Genomic DNA, 22698 nt, shown 5'->3' with positions numbered 1-22698 from the left:
TGAGCGAAAAGCATATGGGCACAGCAAGCACGGTAATTCTCGATGGCGGCATGGGCCGTGAGTTGCAACGCGCCGGGGCACCGTTTCGGCAGCCCGAGTGGTCGGCGCTGGCCTTGATCGAAGCGCCGCAAGCGGTCGAAGCGGTGCACGCCGCTTACATCGCCAGCGGCGCCAATGTGATCACCAGCAACAGTTATGCGGTCGTGCCGTTTCATATTGGCGAGGCGCGGTTTGCTGCTGAAGCTCAGGCACTCGCGGCGTTGGCCGGAGAGCTGGCGAAGCGTGCAGTGCAGGCGTCGGGCAAAGCGGTGCGCGTGGCCGGTTCGTTGCCGCCGCTGTTCGGTTCCTATCGCCCGGATCTGTTCGAAACGGCGCGGGTGAACGAATTGCTGACGCCACTGGTGACCGGCCTGGCACCGCATGTCGACCTGTGGCTGGCGGAGACCCAGAGTTCGATTATCGAGGCGCGCTCCATCCGCGCCGGTCTGCCGCAGGACGGCAAGCCGTTCTGGCTGTCGTTTACCCTGAAGGACGAAGACACCGACGAGGTGCCGCGCCTGCGTTCCGGTGAGCCGGTGGCTGAGGCAGCGGCGGTGGCGGCCGAGTTGGGCGTCGAGACGCTGCTGTTCAACTGCAGCCAGCCGGAAGTGATCGGCGCGGCGATTGACGCGGCGCGCGATACCTTCGAGCGTCTGGGCGTGCAGATTCACATCGGCGCGTATGCCAACGCGTTTCCGCCGCAACCGAAAGAGGCGACGGCCAACGACGGCCTCGATCCGTTGCGCGACGATCTGGATCCGCCGGGGTATCTGCACTGGGCGCAGGATTGGCAGCAGCGGGGCGCCAGCCATTTGGGCGGTTGCTGTGGGATCGGGCCGGAACACATTGCGGTTCTGGCGCAGAAGTTAGGGTAAACAACAGATCAAAAGATCGCAGCCTGCGGCAGCTCCTACATTGGATTGACGTTCACCCTGTAGGAGCTGCCGAAGGCTGCGATCTTTTGCGTTGACGATTTAACTACGGCACTCGACCAAACCTTTCACCTGCCCGCTCGGCGTCTGGTTGGCATCGCTCAACCACTGCTCGAACCCTGCCGCAATCGCCGGCCACTCCGAATCCAGAATCGAGTACCACGCGGTATCGCGGTTCTGTCCCTTGACCACCATGTGCTGGCGGAACACACCTTCGAAGCTGAAGCCCAGGCGTTCGGCGGCGTATTTGGAGCGGGCGTTGTCGTTGTTGCACTTCCATTCCAGGCGCCGGTAGCCCAGTTCGAAGGCATATTTGGCCAGCAGGTAAACCGCTTCGGTGCTCTTCGGCGAACGTTGCATCGGCGCGCCGAAGGTGACGTGGCCGATCTCGATGCGACCCTGCGCCGGGACAATTGACATCAGGCTGAGGATGCCCTGTACCTGGCCTGTAGCGCGGTCGATGACGCTGAAGAAATACGGATCGCTGCTGGCCGCATGGCTGTTCAGCCAATCATTGAAAACGCTGCGCTCGGGAAACGGCCCATAAGGCAAGTAATCCCAGAGCTTCGGATCGGCGCCGGGGCCTTCAAGGGCGTTGAACAGCTCGTCGCCATGGCGCGCCGGGTCGAGGCGTTCCAGGCGGATGAAACGGCCTTCGAGCAAGGTCGCGGTGGGGGCGGGGACGCCTTTCCAGTCGGCAAGTGAAGTGGTCATGTACGCGGCTCCTTAAATGGCTTTGCGAAACTGGATGAATCCTGGGCGCTCGGCGATGCGCTCGTAGAGCTGGATCGCGGTGGCGTTGGTTTCGTGAGTCAGCCAATGCACTTTGCAGCAACCGTCGGCCTTGGCGGTGGCGTAGACGTGTTCGATCAGCAAGCGACCGACGCCGGTGCCACGGGTTTCCGGCGCCACCAGCAGATCCTGCAGGTAGCAGGAGTTTTCGATGCTCCAGTTCGAGCGGTGGTAGATGAAATGCACCATGCCCACTGCCTTGCCATCGGCCCAGGCGAGGGCGGCGTGGGTCGGTTCGCTCGGGTCGAGGAAACGCTGCCAGGTGCTGTGCGTCACGGCGTCGGGCAGTTCGCCTTTGTAGAAGCTCAGATAGGCTTGCCACAAAGGTAGCCAGGCGGCGTGGTCGCCGGCGGTGACAGGGCGGATGTCGATCTGACTCATGCTGATTTCCTTAACGCATCAAGTGGGCGAGGGTCTGGTCATTGATGTCGGGGCTGGCAGCCAGGCCTTCGCGCACGCCGGCGATGTCTTCGGCGCTGCGGTTCTGGCTGAGCTTGCGCTTGCCTTCGAGACGGTCGATGGGAATGGCAAAACCGACGATGGCCTTGAGCATGCCGTCGATATAGTCGGCCGGCGCATCGTCGACCTTCCACGGTTGCGCGCGACCGGCTTCATGGCGATCAGTCAGCGTGCTGACGATGTCGAGCAGGCGCCCGCCGTCGCTGAAGGTCTCGGCGTGACCGTAGGCGTGCACGGCGACGTAGTTCCAGGTCGGCACGACTTTGCCGTGCTCGGCCTTGCTCGGGTAAAACCCCGGGCTGACGTAGGCGTCGGGACCGGCAAATATCAGCATCGCTTCAGCGCCGTCGCGCAGGTCTTTCCATTGCGGATTGGCTTTGGCCAAGTGCCCGTACAGCGTGCCGTTCGGACCCTGTTCGCGGTGCAGCAGCACCGGCACGTGGCTGGCTTGCAGGCCGTTTTCACCGTGGCTCACCAGAATCGCGAGGCGGGTGGCGAGGATCAGTTCGTGCAGTTGCGACAGTTCGTCGATGGCAAAGGCGCGGGGCGTGTACATGGACAGATTTTCCTTGGCGAATGCCTGCATCCTAGGCAGGCTATTGGTCTGTTGTAAGAGCCATTGATGACCAATTTCATAGGTCCATTGTCATGCCCGAATCGCCCACGCTGTCCATGCCGTTCAATCCGGCCGGTATCGAACTCGACCGCCGTCAGGGTTTGAGCCGCCAGCTCTATCAGGCGCTGCGGCTGCGCGTGCTGGACGGGCGTCTGGCCAGTGGCACGCGGCTGCCGGCGAGCCGTGATCTGGCGGCGGCATTGGCGATTTCCCGCAACAGCGTGGTGCGCGCCTACGATCAGTTGTACGCCGAAGGCTTCATCGAAGGCCGGGTCGGGGATGGCACGTATGTCGCCCGATTGCCGCAAAGCGCGCTACCCACGGAAAAACTATCCACAAAAGTATCCACAGGGTTTTCAACAGGCTTACCCACAGCCTTATCCACAAATTGGCTGGATTTACCTGTGGTTTCATCCAGTGAAGTTATCCACAGCGGTGCTGTGCAGCGTCTGGAAAACAACCATTTATCGTTACCGCCGAGTGGCCCGCCGAAGGCATTTCGGGTCGGTGTTCCGGCCTTTGATCTGTTCCCGTTCGAGGTCTGGGCCAAGCTCAACGCGGCTTTCTGGCGCAAACCCGATCTGCAGCAACTGTGTTACGGCGATCCGGCCGGGGATCAGCGTCTGCGCGGATTGATCGCCGCGTATTTGCGCAGCTCACGCGGCCTGCAATGCACGGCTGAGCAAATAGTGATCACCAGTGGCGCGCAGCAGGGCATCAGCCTTTGTGCACAGCTGCTGGTGGAGCCGGGCGCTGCGGTGGGCATCGAGAATCCGGGCTACCGCGCAGCCGGTCATGCGTTTGCCGTAGCCGGGGCACGGTTGCACGGCGTGCCAGTGGATGAGGAGGGAATCGACTGCGCCGCCCTGACGCAGATTACCGACTGCCGCCTGGCCTATGTCACACCTTCCCACCAGTATCCGACCGGCGTGGTCATGAGCCTCGCCCGTCGGCTTGAACTGCTGGCCTGGGCCGAACGCAGCCAGGGCTGGATCATCGAGGACGATTACGACGGCGAGTACCGTTACAGCGGGGCACCGCTGGCACCGTTGGCGGCACTGGACCGTCAGGGTCGGGTGCTCTACGTCGGCACCTTCGGCAAAGTCGCCTTTCCGGCGCTGCGTCTGGGTTATCTGGTGTTGCCACAGGGGTTGGTGCAGGCCTTCGCCCGACGCCGGGCGGTGGACGTGCGGCATTCGGAAGTCAGCACTCAGGCGGTGATGGCCGAATTCATGGCCGCCGGACATTTTCAACGGCATATCCGGCGCATGCGCCGCGCCGCCCTGAGTCGGCGCAACTGCCTGCTGGCGCACTGGCCGGAGTCCATCGAAGGCGTCGGCGGGTTGCCTGCGGTGGCCGCCGGTTTGCACCTGACGGTCGCCGTGGACAGTATTGCCCGTGAGCGCGAACTGATTGCCCAGGCCGAGAGCGTCGGCGTCGAGATCAATGGCCTGAGCAGCTATTGGTTGCCGGACTCGCGCACCCCGATGGAGCGGCGCGCGGGTCTGGTGCTGGGTTTCGCCGCCGTGCCGGAGGCCGACATTCAAGCGGCTCTGGCACGGCTGCACAGGGTCTGGTGCGACTGATCGCGTCGGCGCTTTTCAGCCTGCGGCCGGGTCTTGCTGGCGGGGGTGGATAAACAGATCCCTGATGGCCGGGCTGACGATCCGGCGCAGCGCGTTGTCCACCGCATCGAATCGCTCCAGCTCCAGCCGGGTTTTAGTCGGCAAATCCTGCAGATAACCATCGGCGATTTTCAGGTGCGCGGCAGTAAAGCGGTCGCTCGGATCGGTCAGTGAGTCGTAGTGGAAATGGGCGACCCACAAGGGTTTGTTCTGGCGACGCTTGTCGAGAATCTGGTACTCCTGAAAGTAGTCCTTGCGCTGAGTGGTGCGGATCCGCCCGTGGTCGTTTTTGACGATCTGTACCAGACCGTGTTGATGCAACCATTGCAGATAAATCTCCCGGGGTCTGCGCCCGGTGAGCATGCTGGCGTAGACGCTGATGCCTTCACGACGCGAGCGCGCCGCGGCCTCGCGCAGCTCGGTAGCGAGACTTCCCACCGGCAGTTCGGCGCGGCGCCGGGCGAGGATCGCGTCGATATCCGTCGCGCGCTGATCGAGGCGGGTGGCCTGCTGGTCGAAGAGATCCTGCATGTCGGCGGGAATGCGCGACGGGCGCTGGGCATCGGTGCGCAAGCGCCGGATCAGCGGCTCCAGTTCCTCGAGCATCTGCATGGCGCCGCTGACCATTTCCTCATCGCTGAGGTTCGGGGTCGCTACCGGTTGTCTGGCGATGGTGCGGATCAGCGGCAGTTCCTCCCGTGCCGGCGCCGTGGTTGTTTCGGTGGACGCGGTTCTCGGGGTTTCGATGATCCGTGGCCGAGACTTGTTGACCTTGCCCGTGGCGCGTGAAGTGGAGGGCGTGGGTTCGGCTCTGGCGGTGACGGTCGCCGGCAACTCTTGCGGTTCCGGCAAGAGCTTGAGCAAGTGCTCGCGCGCGATCTGGTGAAAATCGCTGACCAGATACTGAATGCGCTGGAAACGAACCGGCTCCAGCTGTGCCGACGAACCGGCAAACACATCCTCCAGGCGGCGCTGTGCATCGGCCAGCCGGTCGACCACGCTGCTCATTTGCTCGACGTTCAGCTTACGCGGGTGACGCCGCTCGACCAGTTGATGGCCAGCGTCCGCCGCGTTCTCGAAAATCGGTCCGATCAGCTCCCGTAATGGTTCCAGCACGCTGTCCGGTGCCTCCAGCATCGACAGTTCGATGGACATGCCGATTTCATTGGCGTGCAGGTCGCGACGGGTGAACGAAGGCATCAGCCGTTTGAGATCGGCGGCCACCTTGCGCGTGCTGCCGGTGTGGTTTTGCAGGGTGTTCAGCGAGCTGTGCAGATATTCGAGACGCTCGACCATTTCGTCGCTCACGGCGATGGCCTTGCGCGCGGTTTGCATCTGCACCGGCCGCGAACGGGCCAGCGCCGGGTCCAGCGGGTTGATCTGCGGCGCGACAATGTGCGCGTACTCGCGCAACTTCATGCGCATCCAGCCGCTGAGGAAGCGGTGCTGTTCGACGGTCATGCGCATCAGTTGTGCTTGATAAAACGCCCCGGCCCCGCCCGCCTCGCGCCAACTCTCCAGCTGCGCCAGAGCCTGACGGTAAGCGGTGGACAATTCGTCGGCCTTGGCGATGTAGGTGCTGATCGCCTCTTCCGACAATGGCGTGTTCTGGTCGCCGGTGTCCAGTGGCGACAAGGCCTGGTCGAGACCGGCCTTGAGCGTGGTCTCCTGCTCGATAAAACGATGCAGTGCCGCCCAGGCTTCATCCTTGCGCGCCGCCCGCTTGCGGCGTAGCGCTTCGATACGCCCCGTGGGACCACCGCCGCGCAGGCGCAGGCGCAAATCCCAGTGCCAGCGCAGGGTCTTGGGGTCGAGCTGGATGCACAGGCCGGGGCGCGCCGGATGCTCCGGGTCGAGGATCTGCACCGGCTCGTCCGCCTCGGCGCGAACCTGAAACCAGCGTTCGCCGACCTGGGCGTACAGCTTTCCTGCAAACTCGTAGAGGTGACGAGCGTTGGCCTGAGCGGTGGCGGCAAGGGCCGGCCTCGGCACTTTCAAGCGCTCGATCGTCAGCAGGAACGAGGCCTGCGTGTTGCGCGTGAGCGGGGTGGATACCAGTAGCGATGGCTGTGGCGCGCGATCAACGGAGGTCAGTTCCACGGGGTCGTGAACGACGCTGGGTGCGCTCTCGTGGGGCAGCGCGATCGTTGGCAATCGGTCGGATCGCAGGCGGTATCCCGCAGTGTTTTCGCTGCGCGGGCCGGAGGGCTGGATCCGCCGGATCGCTGACTTCTGCACCAGCAGGATACTCAGCGCCAGCAGCACGTCGCCGACCGATGACCATTCAACCGAGGTTGCGCCTTGTTCATGGGCATCCAGCGCCTGCTGAATCTGGCTGATGGTTTGCCAGACCCAGATGGCCGCTCCCGTCGGGCCGCTGAGGAAGTTGGCGGCAACGCCGAACATCGCCCAGCCGCTGTCCACCAGCAAGTTCCAGCGGCGCTCGGCGTTGGAGGTCGACTGGCGATCGGCAAGGTCAGCCATCGCCTGACTGTGGCTGGCAAACAGGGTGGCGAAGACATCGCCATTCAAGGGAGTATTGGCGAGGTCGACGGCGGGGGTCAGGTCGAGGTGAATGAACGGCTCGAAGGCCAGTTCGGTCACGGTCCATGGCGAGGGCAGGCCGCTGGAAAACACGTACTGTGCATACTCGAAGCTGAGTGCGCGGGTCGGCAGCCAGGCCAGAACCGAATCCTGCAGTTCGCCGGGCTGGTAAAACGCATACAGCAGGTTCTGCGCGGAGGGGAACTGGCGCAGCGGTTGTTCGAGCAGCGGTCGATACAGCAGACACGGACCGCTGCTGCCGTCCCGTGGGCCGATGACGTACATGTTCGTCACGGTGTCGGGCGTATTGCCCAGGCGAAAGCGCGGGACGAACGCCAACGGGCGGATCTGCACCGGCCTCTGCGCGACCGGCGTCTGCGCGGTGATCGAATCGAGCAACTGGCGAACCAGGCGATAACCCTGCTCGTCGACATCCCCCTGACGCTTGAGCTTGCACTCCAGCGCCAGGATCGACAGCAACCCTGGCAACTGGCGGCAGTAGCGGGTCTTGTGGCGCCGGGCTTGAACCGGGTCATCAATCAGGGTGCGCTTGATCAACTGCGGGTAGTGTTTGCCGATGTCGACGTCGCTGGCGATGCGTTGCAGCCGCTTCACGGTCAGCCAGTCAGGCGCGGACGTACCATCGGCGTAGGCGATGGTCGTGAGGTAGGCAGGCGTGTTGCGCAGGGCAAATTCGCCGAGGCTCAACTCGCGGATGCTGTGCGGATCGGGCAGAACGAATCCGCCGGCCTCGAAGCTGTCAGTGAGGGTGATCCGCAGGTCATCCAGGCGCAGGGGTGAAACCTGTTCAAGAGGCTGCTCGGCGAGGATGGCGTCGCGCATCTGCTGCTCGGCATAGTCGAGGATCAGCGGGACGTCCGTGATATCGAACGCGTCGCTGCCGGTGCCGCCGCGCAGGCTGCCCAAGGCGCTCAGGTCTCTGCTGTAGCGCTGAATATCTTCAAGCGATGCGTTCTTGAGCCATTCGGGGATCGCCTGTTCCAGTTGTTCGAAGTGCGCGTTGTCCTGGGACTCGATGACCTCGCCATAGGGCTGGCGTGCGCCGAACCGGGCCAGTGGCGAACGGCTGGCGGGATCCAGCGATTCGATCGCATCGAGCTGACAACCCACCAGCGCCTGGACCATGGCATCGAAAATATTGCCGTCGGGTTCATACAACCGCCACTTCAACCCTCGTCCGCTCAAGTCCATGTCGATGCGCTCAGGCAATGTGGCGCCCAGTTGCGCCATTGAATCGAATGACTCGTAGCCATCTTCGATGGTGTAGAGCGCGATCAGCTCACGATTGCCGGCTGTCGCGGTCAGCACCAGCGCGCCGGCCAGCATCAGGTGCCGGGTCCGGCTGCTCTCCGCCATGTCGAAGACCAGATCGAGGTCAACCAGGCGCGCGCGCAGGTTGGTCAGACCGCCGCTGTCTTTCGCGCGCAGCGCCTTGTCCGGGTGTTGGGCAACATGTCGGGCGAGGCTGCACTCATCAGCCGTCCAGCCGTTGGCGGTGTGTACGTTCAGGGCATTTTTCAGGTTGTCGGACAGCTGTTGCCAGCGCGGCTGGCGGTCGACGGTTTCATTCCAGTAGTGCAACTGGCTTTCGGCGAAACCGAGGAACAGCGCCGGGGCCGTTTCGTTGAGCAGTGTGGTGATCGCGTCCATGCCGACCGGCAGGTGCACCGGCTCGGCATCTGCCGGAGACAGGGTGAGGAAATGCTCGCCTTCGATGTAATTGGCGCTGTCCTGGGTGAACGCCTGCCGCGCCAGCGCATGGGTCAGCGACTCGAAGCGGCTGCTGTGGCTCTCCAGGCGATCTCCCTGCGTTTGCCAGAGCGGGGTGATCAGCATGGTTGTGTCCGGGTCGATCGGCAGCTGCGCAAGATGCTGCTTCAGGCGGATGCGCAACAGCTGTGCGGCGGCGTCGTGGAGAACCGGTCCGCCGCTGGTCTGCGCGATCAGGCGACTTTTGTTCTGCAGTTGGGGGGCAACATTGGTTCGGGTTGTGTCACTCATGAAATCTGCACCGGTAGGAGGGGAATGGCGCGGCAGCTGCCGCGTGCAACCGACAGTAGCGAGGCCCTCACCGTCTCTGGTGGTAGATATGTATGGGCCGCCTCCAGACCCGCGCGCGGCGCTCGCGGGTCTGGATGCCGGTCAGGCGAAGAACATTGCAGCGGCTTGCGTATGGCTGATGCTGCTGCGGTGGATGGCGATCAGCTCCTGATTGCTGCGGTTGTCGCGTTCGACGTAGGCGCCGCCCAAGTGCCGTTGCGCAACGGTTTTCAGGTGTGCGGCGGTGAAGGCAGTCAGCGGGTCCGTCGGGGCGGCGTAGTGAAAGTGCGCGTACCACAGGACTCGGCCGGTCGGCCGGTCGAGAATCGGGTATTCCAGCAGGTAGTCCTTGCGCGGCCCTTTGAGGCGCCGGCGCTCGGTGGCTTTGCCGATGCTTGCTTCGCCCTTGCCGAGCAGCCATTCGACGCGCGCGGCGGTGGGCGCTTGTTGTTTGGTCAGGCTGATTCGGGCGCTGCGCCCTGTGGCATACAGCGCCTTGGCCTCGGTCTCGAGTTGCTGGCGCAGCGCCGCCGCAGAGACCGTGCGGCTCTCGGTGTGATTGCCGGCGACCAGTGCCTGATCGACTTTTTCCATGGCCTCGCGCAATCGCGTGGCGTGCAGAAAGTAGATTTCCTCGATCTCCGTCGGATTGCGCTGTGCCCGATCAATGTGCGCCTGGGTCCGCTGGCGAAACACCGGCAAGCCGTCGATCAGGGTTTGCCCGGCCTGCAGGCTTTTCGCCAGATCGGGACTCGGGCGAGGCGATGTCACCGGTCTGGCCGGCACTCGCTCGACCCAGTTGCCCGGCGTCTTTTCGTGGAACGTGGCGATCACCCGGCCAGTCAGCGGGGCGCGCACATCGACCAGATCGCCGTCCTTGCCGTCGGCACTGCGCCGGGGCTGGCCGACCAGCGTGCCCTTGTAGCGGGTCTTGATGATTTTGCGCACCGGGGTTGCCGGCGATTTCGAGGGGCCGGCTACCGGTTCCACCAGGCGTTGTTCGCGCAGCAGGTTGGACAGTTGCTGTACGGCGTCCTGCTGGAATCCGCCCACGCGTTTTTTGATCGGCTCCAGGCGTTCGGCCATCAGCTCCTGCGGATACTCGGTGACGAGGTCGGTGAAGCGCTGTTCGATGACGTCGAACTGCTCCACCAGGTTGTTCAGCGCGTCGATACGTTCGCCGAGCTGTTCCAGGCTCTCTTCGGCGCTCAGGTCCAGTGTGCTCTGAATATTCAGCGAGGCATCTTCGATCAGGCGTTCCAGATCGACACGGGCTTGCGCGCGAAACTCGCCCGGCTCGGCCGTGAGGCACAGCTCCTGTCCCAGGGTAATCTGCAGCAGCTTCAGGTCGTTGAGGGAGAACTGCGGCAGCCGCGCCTTGTACTGGCGGCTGATCTCCACGGCCTCTTTGCCCAGCAGGCTCAGCTCGGCGAAGCGCTCGTGGGCGAACTCGATTTTATCAATGATGCCCTTGGTCAGTTCGGCCATTTTCTCGAAGGGATCGTTGCGATCGCTGGCCGCTGCGTCGGCGGTTTCATCGAGTAATCCCAGGGTGGCTGCCAGGCTCTGGCGGAACACCGGGTAGGTTTCGTCGATCCACGACTGCATCAGAAACAGTTGCAGGGAGATGCGGTCGACCATCGCGGTGCGGTAGTTGGGTATCGCTTCAAGGATGTTCAGCTCCTTGAGGTTGTCAATGTGCGCACTGTAGTCCTGCATCTGGCTCTCGAGGGTCTCGAGAAACTGCTGGCGCGCGGCTTCGGCAGTCTGCGGCGTGGCCTCAAGCATGGCGCGGCGCACGGTGACCAATTGACTGCGCTGACCCTCAAGGCTCGCGTCGAAGTCACGAATGGCCTGTTTTTTCTGGCGCAATTTTTCCGCGTTCGCCTGCTGCAGCTGCTTGCGCCGGCTCTTCAGGCCACCGGCGCGCAGGCGCAGGCGCAGGTCGATGAACCATTCACCGCGGGCATTGCCGACCAGCAGGGGACCGCTGCGGGGCGGTTGCTGACGGCTGTCGATGATCTGCACGTCATCGTTGTCGTTGAGTGTGACCTCGAACCAGCGGCTACCCACCTCGGCGTACCATTGTTGTCCGGCACTGCGCAGATGGCGATGCGGGCCTTCGCTGGCCGGTTCGGCCAACGCTTCGGGGCGACTGACTTTCAGGCTGTCGAGGAAGGTGCCCAGGTCCGGGGCCGCAGGGTGCAAGGCGCCGAATACATGCAATGACAGCTGATGGTCTTCCGGCAGTTGCGCACCGTCGATGTCCGGCAGGCGGGTGACACGGATCAGCGGGCGGGTGGTGGGGCTGCTGATCGGGCGGCTCTTTTCCGGGGTGATTTCGACGGCCTTGTGCGATACCGGTTTGCGTGTGGCGGCGCGATGGGCGAGGACCATGCCCAGCGACAGCAGCAGGTCAGTCAGTGCTGTCCAGTCCAGCGTCTGCTGTTGTTCCTCGGTGTCGGCGAGGTTTTGCAGGTCATCGAGGATTTGCCAAATCCACGCAGCGGTGCCGACGCCGCGTCCCAGAAACGGCAGCGCCGCATTGAACAGCGCCCAGCCGCCCTGCTTGAGGCTGGCCCAACGCGCTTCGGCATTCGAAGTGCTGCTGCGATCGGCCTGGGTGATCAGCGCCTCGGCGTTACGCTGGAACAGGGTCGCCAGCAGGTCGCCGGTCAGTACGCGGGTGCCGAGGGTCACATTGGCGTCCGGTTCGGGCGCCGCCGACGGGTCGATCAACAGCTGCGGGATCGTCCACACCGAAGGCAGCGCCCCGGGGAACACATACTGGGAATAGTTGAAGCGCACACTGTCCGGCAGCCAGGCCAGCACCGACTGGCGCAAAGCTCGCGAATGCTTGATGGCGTACAGCAGATTGGCGGTCGACGGGTACTGCAGCAGCGGTGCGTCGAGCAGCGGGCGATACAGCAGGCACGGGCCGGTGTCCGTCGCGCGCGGGCCGATCACGAACATATTGAGCACCTCGTCGCTGTTGCTGCCGAGGACGAAGGCGAGCGGGCGAATCACGATGTCCTGTCCGTCGACCCGGCGATCCGACGGCTCGGTCGCCAGCGCGGCGGCCACGTAGCGATAACCCAGTTCATCCACGCCGGCTTCACCGCGGATCTTGTGTTGCAACGCCAGCAGCGGCAGTTCGATCGGTAACTGGCGGCTGTAGAGCTGGCGCAGGCGCGCGGCCTGGGTCGAGTCGGTGATCAGGCGGTTTTTCAGCAACTTGGGGTAGGCCTGGCCGATGTCCACTGTGGTCACCAGGCTTTTCAGATAAGACGGGGTCATCCAGGGTGGAACGGCGGTGACGCCATCGCGGTAGCGCACGGTGAGGTTGCCCAACGGCAGGCCTGTCAGATTCTGCAACGCCAGTTCAACCAGTGACAGGGTCAGGGTCTGTTCATGCCCCGGTGCCACGAAAGTGCCCCAGACCACGACACTGGTGTCGGTGAGTTCCACCTCCTGCAATGCGAAGTCCCTGGCCGGTGCTTGATGAATGGCGTCATTCAACTTTTCCAGGGTGAATGCCTGAATGCCCGGAACTTCGGTCTGGAAGGTTTTTCCGGCGTTTTGTTGCTGCACGGCGACCAGATCCAGCAGATGGCGGCTGTAGCGAGCCTGGTCGGCGGGCGCAGCGCTGGCGAGCCATGAAGGTAACGAATGCTCGGCGCGTGCGACGGCGGGCAAGGGTTGTTGGGCGGTACGGCCGTCATCGCCAGGCGAGCTCGATATCCCACGGCCGGAGCGCTGGAAAAAGTCGATGTCGCCAATCGCCTGGGCTTCCAGTGCAATCAGCGCGCAGGCCTGGTGATCGAAAAAATTGCCCTGCGGTTCGAACAGCCGCCATTTCACGTGGATGTCGCCAATGCCGCCTTCCACGGGCCAGTTCAGTGATTGCTGCAGTTCGGCAAAGCTGTCGAAGCGCTGGAAACCTCGGGGTATCGAGTGGGTGATGAGCAGGGTGCGCGTGCCGACGGTTCCAACCAGCACGACCGTGTCGAGAATATTGAGGTGGCGGCGGGTGGATGTTTCATCCAGGTCCAGATCAATCAGGCAGGCGCGGATCTGAAATTCGTCAGTGACGGCGCGCAGGCGTTTGTCCGGCTGCTTGAACAAAGCACGCGCCATGGCCCGTTGATCGGTGTCCCAGTCGTTGTCGTCGCTGACGTTCCATAACTGCTGCAACGCCTGCGAGAGCTGATGCCAACGCGGTACCGAGGGGCTGACGACATCGTTCCAGTAGTCGACCTGTTGCTCCTGATAGGCTTTGAACAACAGCGGGGCGAGTTCGTTGAGCAGGGCGCCGATGGCCTCGATCTTCACGGGTAGCTGGAGACCCGATTCCTGGGTCAGAAAGTGTTCGCCGCCGATGAAGGTGACCGCTGCACCCGACAGGCTCAGGCGGACCAGCGCATCGGTCAGCGATTCGATCTGGTAAGGCCCGACCTCGATCCCGTGGTCATCGACCAGCCAGGTCGGGGTGGCGATCAGCGCCAATGCCGGGTCGATGGTCAGCGGCGGGTCCATTCCGGCGAGAGCGGGGCGCAGGGCCCCCGAGGCGACTTCAGTGAGTGAGGGACCGCTGACCAATTGGATGAGTACATCGACAGCGCTGGGGGCGGTGCTTTCGGGCATGACCAAATCCTTGTCTGACGTTGGCGGCCTGCGATGTGCAGTGCCGGACAAGGGCGAAGGTAGGATGCTGGTCAGGACGTCGGGTGGTACATAGATATCGCCGGCAAAAAAAGACCCGCACCGGTGCGGGTCTTGTATTCAGCGTCGGCTCAGGTGCCGGACTTGATCTTGGTCCAGGCCCGGGCGTGTTCGGCATCCCGCGGCAGCGGTTGGTTCTTCGGCGTGGGTGCCGACGCTGAGCAGCGCCGCGCACAGGGCTGGCGCCATGCAGTGCTTGAGTCAGTTCATTGTGCAAAACCTTCCAGCACGTTCACCGCGTTGATGCCGATTTCCTCGACGGCGTAGCCACCTTCCATGACGAACAGGGTCGGTTTGCCGAGGGCGGCGATGCGTTTGCCCATGGCCAGGTAATCCGGACTGTCGAGCTTGAACTGCGAGATCGGATCGTCCTTGAAGGTGTCGACGCCCAGCGACACGACGATGATGTCGGCGCCGTAGCTGTCGATCTCGTTGCAGGCCTGTTCCAGCGCCGCGCTCCAGGTGTCCCAGCCGGAGCCGGCCGGCAGCGGATAGTTGAAGTTGAAGCCTGCACCGGCACCTTCGCCGCGTTCATCTTCGTAGCCGAGGAAGAACGGAAACTCGGCTTCCGGATGGCCGTGGATCGAGGTGAACAGCACGTCGCTGCGCTCATAGAAAATCGACTGGGTGCCGTTGCCGTGGTGATAGTCGACGTCGAGAATCGCAACCTTCTTGTGGCCGGCGTCGAGGAATGCCTGGGCGGCGATGGCGGCGTTGTTGAGGTAGCAATAACCGCCCATCAAGTCGCTGGCGGCGTGGTGTCCCGGTGGCCGGCACAGGGCGAAGGCACTGCGTGCACCGCGCTGGATTTCGGCCTGGGCGGTGAGGGCCACCTGTGCTGCGCTGTACGCTGCCTGCCAGGTGCCGGCGGTGATCGGCGCGCCGCCGTCGAAGCTGTAGTAACCGAGCTGGCCGTGCAGGCTGGTCGGTTTGATCTGCCGCAGGGTGCGCGCCGGCCAGGTGTACGGCAGCAGGTCGCCGTCGGTGTTGAATTCGGTCCAGCGATCCCACGCGCCTTTGAAGAAGTCGAGGTAGTCGCGGCTGTGGACGCGCGCGATCGGCTCGAGGCCGAAATCTTTCGGTGCCTCCACCGGGCCGAGGTTCTGGCGGTTGACCCGTTGCAGCACGTGGTCGGCGCGCGACGGCATCTCGAAGCACGGCTTGAGCTGGCCGTCGATGAGTTCGCAGCGGCCGTGGTGCAGGTGGTGATCGTCCGAGTAGATCGTCAGCATTTGTTGTTCTCCGCAGGGGGCTGATTCGGTTGTGCCCAGTGTTGCGGCGCGCGGCGAATCGGAGAACGGCAGGAAAGGCCAAAAGGGGATGGAAATGGCCAAAAACTCTGACCGCAATTCGCCCCTCTTTTCAGTACAGCCTTGCTTCGATTCAGGCATGAAATGCGTCCCGGTGGGAGCGGGCTTGCTCGCGAATACGATATGTCAGATAAATTGATCGCGACTGACACTGCGCATTCGCGAGCAAGCCCGCTCCCACATTGGAACATCAGTGCGGGCGAAACTGGCTCGGCGCCACGCCGCTCCAGCGCACGAACGCATGACGGAAACTCGCGGTCTCGCTGAAGCCCAGCGTTTCGGCAATCCGATAGATCGGCAACTGATCCTCACACAGCATCTGTTTGGCGCGCTCGAAGCGCAGCTCATCGAGCAATTCCTGATAGCTGCTGCCCATGTCCTTGAGGTGTCGGCGCAAGGTGCGCGGCGAGCACTTCATCTGTTGGGCCAGCCCTTCCAGGCCCGGTGCGGCATTGAGTTGCGCACTGAGTAACTGGCGAATCCGCCCCAGCCACGCCTGGCGCCCGGTGAATTCAAGGTTCTGCTTGCGACAGCGTTCGGCCATGGCCTGGTGGGTGATGCTGTCGGCCAATGGCAACGGTTGATCGAGCCAGCGCCGGTCGAAGGCGAAGGCGTTGTCCTTGGCGGCGAAATGCAGCGGGCTGTTGAAGTGCTCGCCGTAGCTGTCGCGATAATCCGGCGCGGCATGTTCAAAGCGTGTCGCCAGCAACGGCAGCGCATGCCCGAGCAGGTCGTCGCAGATGACCTTCAATGACACCAGGCAGAATTCCGCGTTGAACACCGCCATCGACGGACTCTCGCGGTAATCGGCGGCGACGAACCAGACCCGCTCGCCATCATCTTCCAGGCTCAGTTCGAAAAGTGTTCCCAGCAGCGCCGGATAGCGGATCGCCAGACGCAAAGCGTCACCGAAGGTGGCACAGGTCAGCAGCGCGTAACCGAGGATGCCGTAGCAGGAGACGTGCATGCGCCGGCCCAGTTCGAGGCCGATGTCATGCTTGAGCGCGACGGCGTTGGCGCAGACCTGCATTTCCTGATTGGTGGTGATGCGCGTGTCGGCACGGGCCAGATCCGCCGCACTGATGCCGCTGCCAGCCAGCAGGGCGTCGCTGGACAGGCCCTCGGTCTTGAACGTGTTGAGGATCAGCGAGACGGCGTTGAGCGTGGTGAGGTGGGAGTGGAGCATGGGATCTTCCAGCCTTGGGGATGGCTGAAGCGCAGCAAGTTATATGCCGGGTGAAGATCAAACTGTGTGAGGGCTGTTGTGGCGAGGGAGCTTGCTCCCGCTGGGGCGCGCAGCGGCGCCAAAACACTGCGACTGCTGCGCACTCGAGCGGGAGCAAGCTCCCTCGCCACAAAGGCTCACTCCTGCAAGGGGGCGGGTGGTGTCAGATCAGTTCGCCACACAGGTCGAGTTCGATCAGTCGGCGCACTTCAGCCGATTCCAGACCGGCACCCAGCAACGCCTGCAATTTGCCGAACGCCGCTTCACGGGTCATGCCGCCGCCGGACAACACGCCAGCGCCGCGCAAACGGCTGCCGGCTTCGTACACATCCAGCTCGACCCCGCCTTCATGGCACTGCGTGACCGCGACCACCACCACACCGTTGTCCCGCGCGCGACCGAGGCTGGCGAGGAATTCGGGATTGTCGCTCGGCCCGGTGCCGCTGCCGTAGCACTCCAGCACCAGACCTTTGATACCGCTGGCCAGCAGGCCATCAACCACCTCGGCGCCGATGCCGGGGAACAGTGGCAGCACGGCAACCTTGGCCAGGTGTTTCGGCTGGTTGTAGTTCAGTGCGGCCGGAATCGACGGCGCTTTCATCCCGCCGCCCTGACGCTCCAGGCGCTTGAACGGATGGCGACCGAAGCTGCGCACTTTCGCACAACGGGTCGGCGCCAGCAGCTCGCCATGGAAGTACAGGTGCACGCCCGGCGCCAGACCCTGGCCCAAGGCAACCAGCGCGCCGCCGAGGTTTTCCCAGGCATCGCTGTCGGTGACGCCGGCTGGGAGCATCGAGCCGGTGAAACACACGCGGGCATTCAGGCCGAGCAACTGGAAGCTCATCGCCGCAGCGCTGTAGGCCAGGGTGTCGGTGCCGTGCAGGATCAGCACGCTGTCGCAGCCTTGCACGTCCACCGCATCGACCACCGCTTCGCGCAGTTGCTGCCAGTAGGCCGGGGTCATGTTGGCGCTGTCGATCAGCGGCGCCATTTCCTGGAAGCGCCACTGCGGCACCACCAGTTCAGGCTGGCTGTGCAGATAGTCGCGCATCCGTGCTTCGAAACCGGAGGCCGGGGCCAGGCCGTTGGCGCTGGCCTGCATGCCGATGGTGCCACCGGTGTAGAGCACCATGACGTGTTGGGCGGCGGGGAAGGTATTGGCAATCATCTGAGGGTCTCCGCAAGAGATGACATTGTAGGAGTGAGCCTGCTCGCGATAGCGGTTCATCATTCAACATTAATGTTGGCTGAAAGACAGCTATCGCGAGCAGGCTCACTCCTACAGGTATTGCATCACAATAACTGACGGGCGCAGGGGGTGCGCCCGTCATTCACCTGTCAGCGTTGCGCTGCAGGGATGCCTTGCGGCTCGACTTCGGTCTTGCCGGCGGCTGGCGCCTCGGCCGGCCAGGCCTTCAGGTCCAGGTCCAGATCGGCAAATTTGCTGGAGTCGAACACCGGTTGCTTGATGCCGGCGCGGCGCTGCTCGTCGTAGTCGCGCATCACGCGCATGCCGACCTTGAACAGCATGGCCAGGGCCATCAGGTTGACGAAGGCCAGGCAGGTCATGGTGATGTCGGCGAAGGCGAACACGGTTGACAGGTCCTGCATCGAACCCCATACCACCAGCGCCAGGACCAGACCGCGAAAAACCATCAGCAGCACGCGGTTGCGGCTGAGGAACTGCAGGCTGTTCTCGCCCAGGTAGTAGTTGTAGAGGATGCAGGTGAAGACGAACAGCGACAGCGCGACGCTGACGAAGATGCGGCCCCAGTCACCGACCACGGCGGCCAGCGAGTTCTGGGTCAGGACGATGCCGTCACCTTCGAAGCCCGGGGTGTAGAAGCCCGACAACAGGATCAGCAGCGCGGTGCAGGTGCAGATCACGAAGGTGTCGAGGAACACGCTGAAAGCCTGAACCACGCCCTGAGCGCCCGGGTGTTTCACCGAGGCCACGGCGGCGACGTTCGGCGCACTGCCCAGGCCCGCTTCGTTGGCGAACACGCCACGCTTCACGCCCATGACGATGGCGCTGCCGAGCAGGCCGCCGAAGGCCGGGTCGAGACCGAAGGCGCTCTTGAAGATGGTTTCCAGCATGGCTGGCACGTGTTCGATCTGGGTGCCGATCACATACAGGGTCACGCCGATGTAGGCCAGGGTCTTGACCGGTACCAGCAGGTCGGACACTGCGGCGATGCGCTTGATGCCGCCGATGAAGGTGATGGCCAGCAGCACTGCCAGGACGATCCCGGTGTGGCTTGGGTCGAAGGCGAAGGCGTTTTGCAGCGAGTGGGTCACGGTGTAGGACTGCAGGCCGATGAAGGCGAAGCCGTAGGTGACCAGCAGCAGGATCGAGAACACCACCGCCATGCCTTTGAGTTTCAGGCCGTGCTGGATGTAGTAGGCAGGACCGCCACGGTACAGACCGTCACCTTCGGCGCGCTTGTAGACCTGCGCCAGGGTGCACTCGAAGAAGCTGCTGGACATGCCGACCAGTGCGGTCACCCACATCCAGAACACCGCACCCGGCCCACCGAGGGTCACGGCGATGCCGACACCGGCGATGTTGCCTGCACCGACACGGCCGGCGAGGCTGAGCATCAGGGCCTGGAACGAGCTGAGTTGGCCGCCGCTGCTTTTGAGGCTGTCGCGGAACACCGCGAACATGTGGAAGAAGTGCCGCAATTGAACGAAACGCGAGCGAATCGTGAAGTAGCTACCGAGCCCGACAATGAGCACGATCAGTACTTTCCCTGAGAGGAAGTCGTTGATGACTTCGAGCATGGATTTTTCCTCGCTGTTTTTTGTGTAAGCAAATACTGGATGTTCAGAAACATCGCGTTACACCGGTTTGCGCGCGGCACAACAGGTGAGGCGAAGTTTTCGTCCCGGATCCATTTCGCGGGTTTGTTATTAGTTCGGGTTTCGCATGGGTTATGGCCTCGTTACCGACGACCGCTCACGCGAAGAGGGGCGGCACTATACCGATCAGTGACGCGCCCGTCTGCACGGTAGTGGTGCAAGCGACGAAACGAGGGTGCTGCAAGATCAAAAGATCGCAGCCTTCGGCAGCTCCTACAGGTGCACGTCATTCATGTAGGAGCTGCCGAAGGCTGCGATCTTGGCGGTATCAAATACACAAAACATTTAACGTCCTGCCCGCAAAGAAGTTAAAAAAAAGGGCTTGGGGACTGATCCCCAAGCCCTCAAAAGGTGAGAGGTGTCTAGTCCCTCGACCTGGTGAGCGGTGCTACAAATAACGCGTCGGCTCAGGCTTTGAGCGGAACCAGACGCGGGGCAATCATGTTTTCCGGGCGCAGGATGTCGGCGAGCATGGCTTCGTCGAGCAGGCCTTCTTCGCGCACCAGTTCCAGCACGCCGCGGCCGCTTTCAAGAGCGATACGCGCGATGCGGGTGGCGTTTTTGTAGCCGATGTACGGGTTCAGCGCGGTGACCAGACCGATCGAGTGCTCGACCAGTTCGCGGCAGCGCGCTTCGTTGGCGGTGATGCCGACGATGCAGTGCTCGCGCAGCATGTCCATGGCGCGTTGCAGCAGGCGCAGGTCGTTGCAGATTTTCGACAGCTTGACCGCGGTGCGCTTGAGCATGCCGGAGAACAGCACGAAGGCGCCCATGTCGGAAGTGGCTTCGATCAGGTCGGCGGCTGGCACCAGCGGCTGACCGCTGATCAGCGCCAGACGCTGAACGGCCAGCGCTTGATAACGCGGGTCGGCGTTGATGCCGGTGCCGATCGCGGTGCCGCCCAGGTTCACTTCAGTCAGCAGTTCCGGGGCCAGCGTCTTCAGACGGGCCAGGTCTTCGCCCATGGTGGTGGCGAAAGCACGGAATTCTTGACCCAAGGTCATCGGCACGGCGTCTTGCAACTGGGTACGGCCCATCTTCAGGACGTGGTTGAATTCTTCACCCTTGGCCGCGAAGGCCTGAATCAGGCTGTCGAGGCTGGCCAGCAGCGCGTCGTGACCCAACAGCAGACCCAGGCGGATCGCGGTCGGGTAGGCGTCGTTGGTCGACTGCGCCATGTTGACGTCGTCGTTCGGGTGCAGGTACTGGTACTCGCCTTTCTGGTGACCCATTGCTTCGAGCGCAATGTTGGCGATCACTTCGTTGGCGTTCATGTTGGTGGAGGTACCGGCGCCACCTTGAATCATGTCGACCACGAACTCTTCGTGGAAATCACCGCGGATCAGTCGGGCACAGGCTTCGCTGATGGCAGCGTGCTTGGCTTCGCTCAGATGACCCAGTTCACGGTTGGCGTCAGCGGCGGCCTGTTTGACCATCGCCAGACCGACAACCAGTTTCGGGTAATGCGAAATCGGGACGCCGGAGAGACGGAAGTTGTTCACCGCTCGCAGGGTCTGGATGCCGTAATACGCTTGAGCCGGTACTTCGAGGGCGCCAAGCAGGTCGTTTTCTGTGCGGAAAGATGCAGCGGAGGACATGATAGAAATCATCTCGATATGGACCCGGTCTATGCCGGAACGCTGCGAATGCTAGGCTTCCGGGATTTTTTGGGCCAATGCTGTTAAACACTGGCCTATGCACATTCGGCATAATGCCCGTGTGACGCCGCGTGCGCGGCAGACGTGTGACCTGTTTTGGTGCGTGTCCGGGAGGACGTGATGAATCTGGAAAGCAAATGGCTCGAGGACTTCAGTGCTCTTGCCGCCACCCGCAGCTTCTCGCAGGCGGCCGAACGACGCTTCGTGACTCAGCCGGCGTTCAGTCGGCGGATTCGCAGCCTGGAAGCGGCGCTGGGGCTGACGCTGGTCAACCGCTCGCGCACGCCGATCGAGCTGACGGCGGCCGGGCAACTGTTTCTGGTAACTGCGCGCACCGTGGTCGAACAGCTCGGCGAAGTGCTGCGTCATCTGCATCACCTGGAAGGCGGGCAGGGCGAGGTGATCCAGGTCGCGGCGGCGCACTCGCTGGCGCTGGGCTTCTTTCCGCGCTGGATCGCGCAACTGCGCAACGAAGGGCTGAACATCGCCACACGGCTGGTGGCGACCAACGTCGGCGACGCGGTGCACGCGCTGCGCGAGGGTGGCTGCGATCTGATGCTGGCGTTCTACGACCCGGACGCGGCAATGCAGATGGACCCGGAAATCTTCCCCTCGCTGCACCTGGGTCAGACCGAAATGCTCCCGGTGTGCGCGGCGGATGCCGAGGGCAAACCGCTGTTCGATCTGGAAGGCGAGGCCAGTGTGCCGCTGCTGGCGTACAGTGCCGGGGCGTTTCTCGGACGTTCGGTGAATGGTCTCTTGCGTCAGCGTCAGTTGCGCTTCACCACGATCTACGAAACCGCCATGGCCGACAGCCTCAAGAGCATGGCGCTGGAAGGCCTCGGCATTGCCTGGGTGCCGCAGTTGAGCGTGCGCGCCGAGCTGGCGCGGGGCGAACTGGTGGTCTGCGGCGGCCCGCAATGGCATGTGCCGCTGGAGATTCGCCTGTACCGCTGCGCACTGGTGCGCAAGGCCAACGTGCGCCTGCTCTGGCGCAAGCTTGAAGGCGGCGCCGCACAGGCTTCTTGAGCTTGCGCGGAGCCCTTGTAGGAGTGAGCCTGCTCGCGATAGCGTCTGTACATTCACTGATGATGTGACTGATACACCGCCATCGCGAGCAGGCTCACTCCTACAGGGGATTCGTGGTGTTTGTCGGCTGACCTTCAGGTCAATAAAACCGGGCCTTTCGCTGATTTGACAGATGGTCGTTTCGGGGGCTGTTTATTGCTTTCTTTGCGGTATACTGCGCGGCCTTCGGCCGGTACGTCCGGCCATTTTTCGTACAATCAAGCCACGCAATCCTGCGTGGCTTGTTGTTTTTGACGCGCCTGCGGGCGCCCAGAGAGAAGAGGCGCGACGATGAGTGCACTGGTTGGCGTGATCATGGGCTCCAAGTCCGATTGGTCCACCCTTAGCCACACCGCCGATATGCTGGAAAAGCTCGGCATCCCGTACGAGGTCAAGGTGGTTTCTGCCCACCGCACCCCGGATCTGCTGTTCCAGTACGCCGAAGAGGCTGAGGGCCGCGGCATCGAGGTGATCATCGCCGGTGCCGGTGGCGCAGCCCACTTGCCAGGCATGTGTGCGGCCAAGACCCACCTGCCGGTGCTGGGCGTTCCGGTGCAGTCGTCGATGCTCTCGGGCGTCGATTCGCTGCTGTCGATCGTGCAGATGCCGGCGGGCATTCCGGTTGCCACCCTGGCCATCGGCAAGGCCGGCGCGATCAACGCCGCGCTGCTCTCGGCGAGCATCCTCGGCGCCAAGCATCCACAGTTCCACGCGGTACTGAAAACCTTCCGTGCCGAGCAGACAGACAGCGTCCTGGACAATCCAGACCCACGTATTGCCTGAGG

14 protein-coding genes are annotated in these 22698 nt (G+C 63.2%); 4 read left to right on the top strand and 10 right to left on the bottom strand.

What is annotated here, in order from left to right; genetic code table 11:
• Nucleotides 1-14: 14 nt before the first annotated feature.
• Complete coding sequence (locus ACIOUG_RS06830; protein ID WP_401063655.1) at nucleotides 15-914, top strand: homocysteine S-methyltransferase family protein; 900 nt, start codon at nucleotides 15-17, stop codon at nucleotides 912-914.
• 99 nt (nucleotides 915-1013) lie between these two features.
• Here the strand turns inward: ACIOUG_RS06830 and ACIOUG_RS06825 are convergent, their stop codons facing one another.
• From ACIOUG_RS06825 to ACIOUG_RS06815, 3 genes are read right to left on the bottom strand one after another with little or no spacing between them, the layout of a single operon-like run.
• A complete protein-coding gene (locus ACIOUG_RS06825) occupies nucleotides 1014-1685 on the bottom strand; it encodes a GNAT family N-acetyltransferase (protein WP_401063652.1) in 672 nt (223 codons plus the stop codon).
• Nucleotides 1686-1697: 12 nt separating this feature from the next.
• The gene (locus ACIOUG_RS06820) at nucleotides 1698-2144 is read right to left on the bottom strand and encodes a GNAT family N-acetyltransferase (RefSeq protein ID WP_401063649.1); all 447 of its coding nucleotides are present in this window, start codon (nucleotides 2142-2144) and stop codon (nucleotides 1698-1700) included.
• A 10-nt stretch (nucleotides 2145-2154) separates the two neighbouring features.
• Nucleotides 2155-2778: an FMN-binding negative transcriptional regulator gene (locus ACIOUG_RS06815; RefSeq protein WP_401063646.1), complete on the bottom strand. Its 624-nt coding sequence runs from the start codon at nucleotides 2776-2778 to the stop codon at nucleotides 2155-2157.
• A gap of 92 nt (nucleotides 2779-2870) precedes the next feature.
• On the opposite strand from ACIOUG_RS06815, the gene ACIOUG_RS06810 reads away from it, so the two are divergent.
• Nucleotides 2871-4424, top strand: coding sequence for a PLP-dependent aminotransferase family protein (locus ACIOUG_RS06810; protein WP_401063644.1), 1554 nt, complete (start codon nucleotides 2871-2873; stop codon nucleotides 4422-4424).
• 15 nt (nucleotides 4425-4439) lie between these two features.
• Here the strand turns inward: ACIOUG_RS06810 and ACIOUG_RS06805 are convergent, their stop codons facing one another.
• The 7 genes from ACIOUG_RS06805 to ACIOUG_RS06775 all read right to left on the bottom strand — a co-directional run bounded on the left by ACIOUG_RS06805 (nucleotide 4440) and on the right by ACIOUG_RS06775 (nucleotide 20785).
• Nucleotides 4440-9029, bottom strand: coding sequence for a dermonecrotic toxin domain-containing protein (locus tag ACIOUG_RS06805; RefSeq protein ID WP_401063641.1), 4590 nt, complete (start codon nucleotides 9027-9029; stop codon nucleotides 4440-4442).
• Nucleotides 9030-9170: 141 nt separating this feature from the next.
• Nucleotides 9171-13712, bottom strand: a complete 4542-nt coding sequence (locus ACIOUG_RS06800; protein WP_401063639.1) for a dermonecrotic toxin domain-containing protein — start codon at nucleotides 13710-13712, stop codon at nucleotides 9171-9173.
• A gap of 284 nt (nucleotides 13713-13996) precedes the next feature.
• Nucleotides 13997-15022 carry a histone deacetylase family protein gene (locus ACIOUG_RS06795; RefSeq protein ID WP_401063636.1) on the bottom strand — a complete coding sequence of 342 codons (1026 nt, stop codon included), beginning with the start codon at nucleotides 15020-15022 and terminating at the stop codon, nucleotides 13997-13999.
• Nucleotides 15023-15290: 268 nt separating this feature from the next.
• The gene (locus ACIOUG_RS06790; protein WP_401063634.1) at nucleotides 15291-16286 is read right to left on the bottom strand and encodes an AraC family transcriptional regulator; all 996 of its coding nucleotides are present in this window, start codon (nucleotides 16284-16286) and stop codon (nucleotides 15291-15293) included.
• Nucleotides 16287-16488: 202 nt separating this feature from the next.
• Nucleotides 16489-17493 (bottom strand): asparaginase, encoded by a 1005-nt coding sequence (locus ACIOUG_RS06785; protein WP_401063632.1) that lies wholly within the window; start codon nucleotides 17491-17493, stop codon nucleotides 16489-16491.
• A 170-nt stretch (nucleotides 17494-17663) separates the two neighbouring features.
• Complete coding sequence (locus ACIOUG_RS06780) at nucleotides 17664-19109, bottom strand: alanine/glycine:cation symporter family protein (protein WP_401063629.1); 1446 nt, start codon at nucleotides 19107-19109, stop codon at nucleotides 17664-17666.
• 485 nt (nucleotides 19110-19594) lie between these two features.
• Nucleotides 19595-20785: an aspartate ammonia-lyase gene (locus ACIOUG_RS06775; protein ID WP_401063626.1), complete on the bottom strand. Its 1191-nt coding sequence runs from the start codon at nucleotides 20783-20785 to the stop codon at nucleotides 19595-19597.
• 180 nt (nucleotides 20786-20965) lie between these two features.
• On the opposite strand from ACIOUG_RS06775, the gene ACIOUG_RS06770 reads away from it, so the two are divergent.
• The gene (locus ACIOUG_RS06770; protein ID WP_150370025.1) at nucleotides 20966-21874 is read left to right on the top strand and encodes a LysR substrate-binding domain-containing protein; all 909 of its coding nucleotides are present in this window, start codon (nucleotides 20966-20968) and stop codon (nucleotides 21872-21874) included.
• A gap of 330 nt (nucleotides 21875-22204) precedes the next feature.
• Nucleotides 22205-22696, top strand: a complete 492-nt coding sequence (gene purE, locus ACIOUG_RS06765) for a 5-(carboxyamino)imidazole ribonucleotide mutase (protein ID WP_003229641.1) — start codon at nucleotides 22205-22207, stop codon at nucleotides 22694-22696.
• Nucleotides 22697-22698 lie beyond the last annotated feature (2 nt).

The sequence above is a fragment of the Pseudomonas sp. NPDC087803 genome, assembly GCF_044742995.1.
Classification (GTDB): Bacteria; Pseudomonadota; Gammaproteobacteria; order Pseudomonadales; family Pseudomonadaceae; genus Aquipseudomonas.
This window is presented reverse-complemented; position numbering and strand designations above follow the sequence as displayed.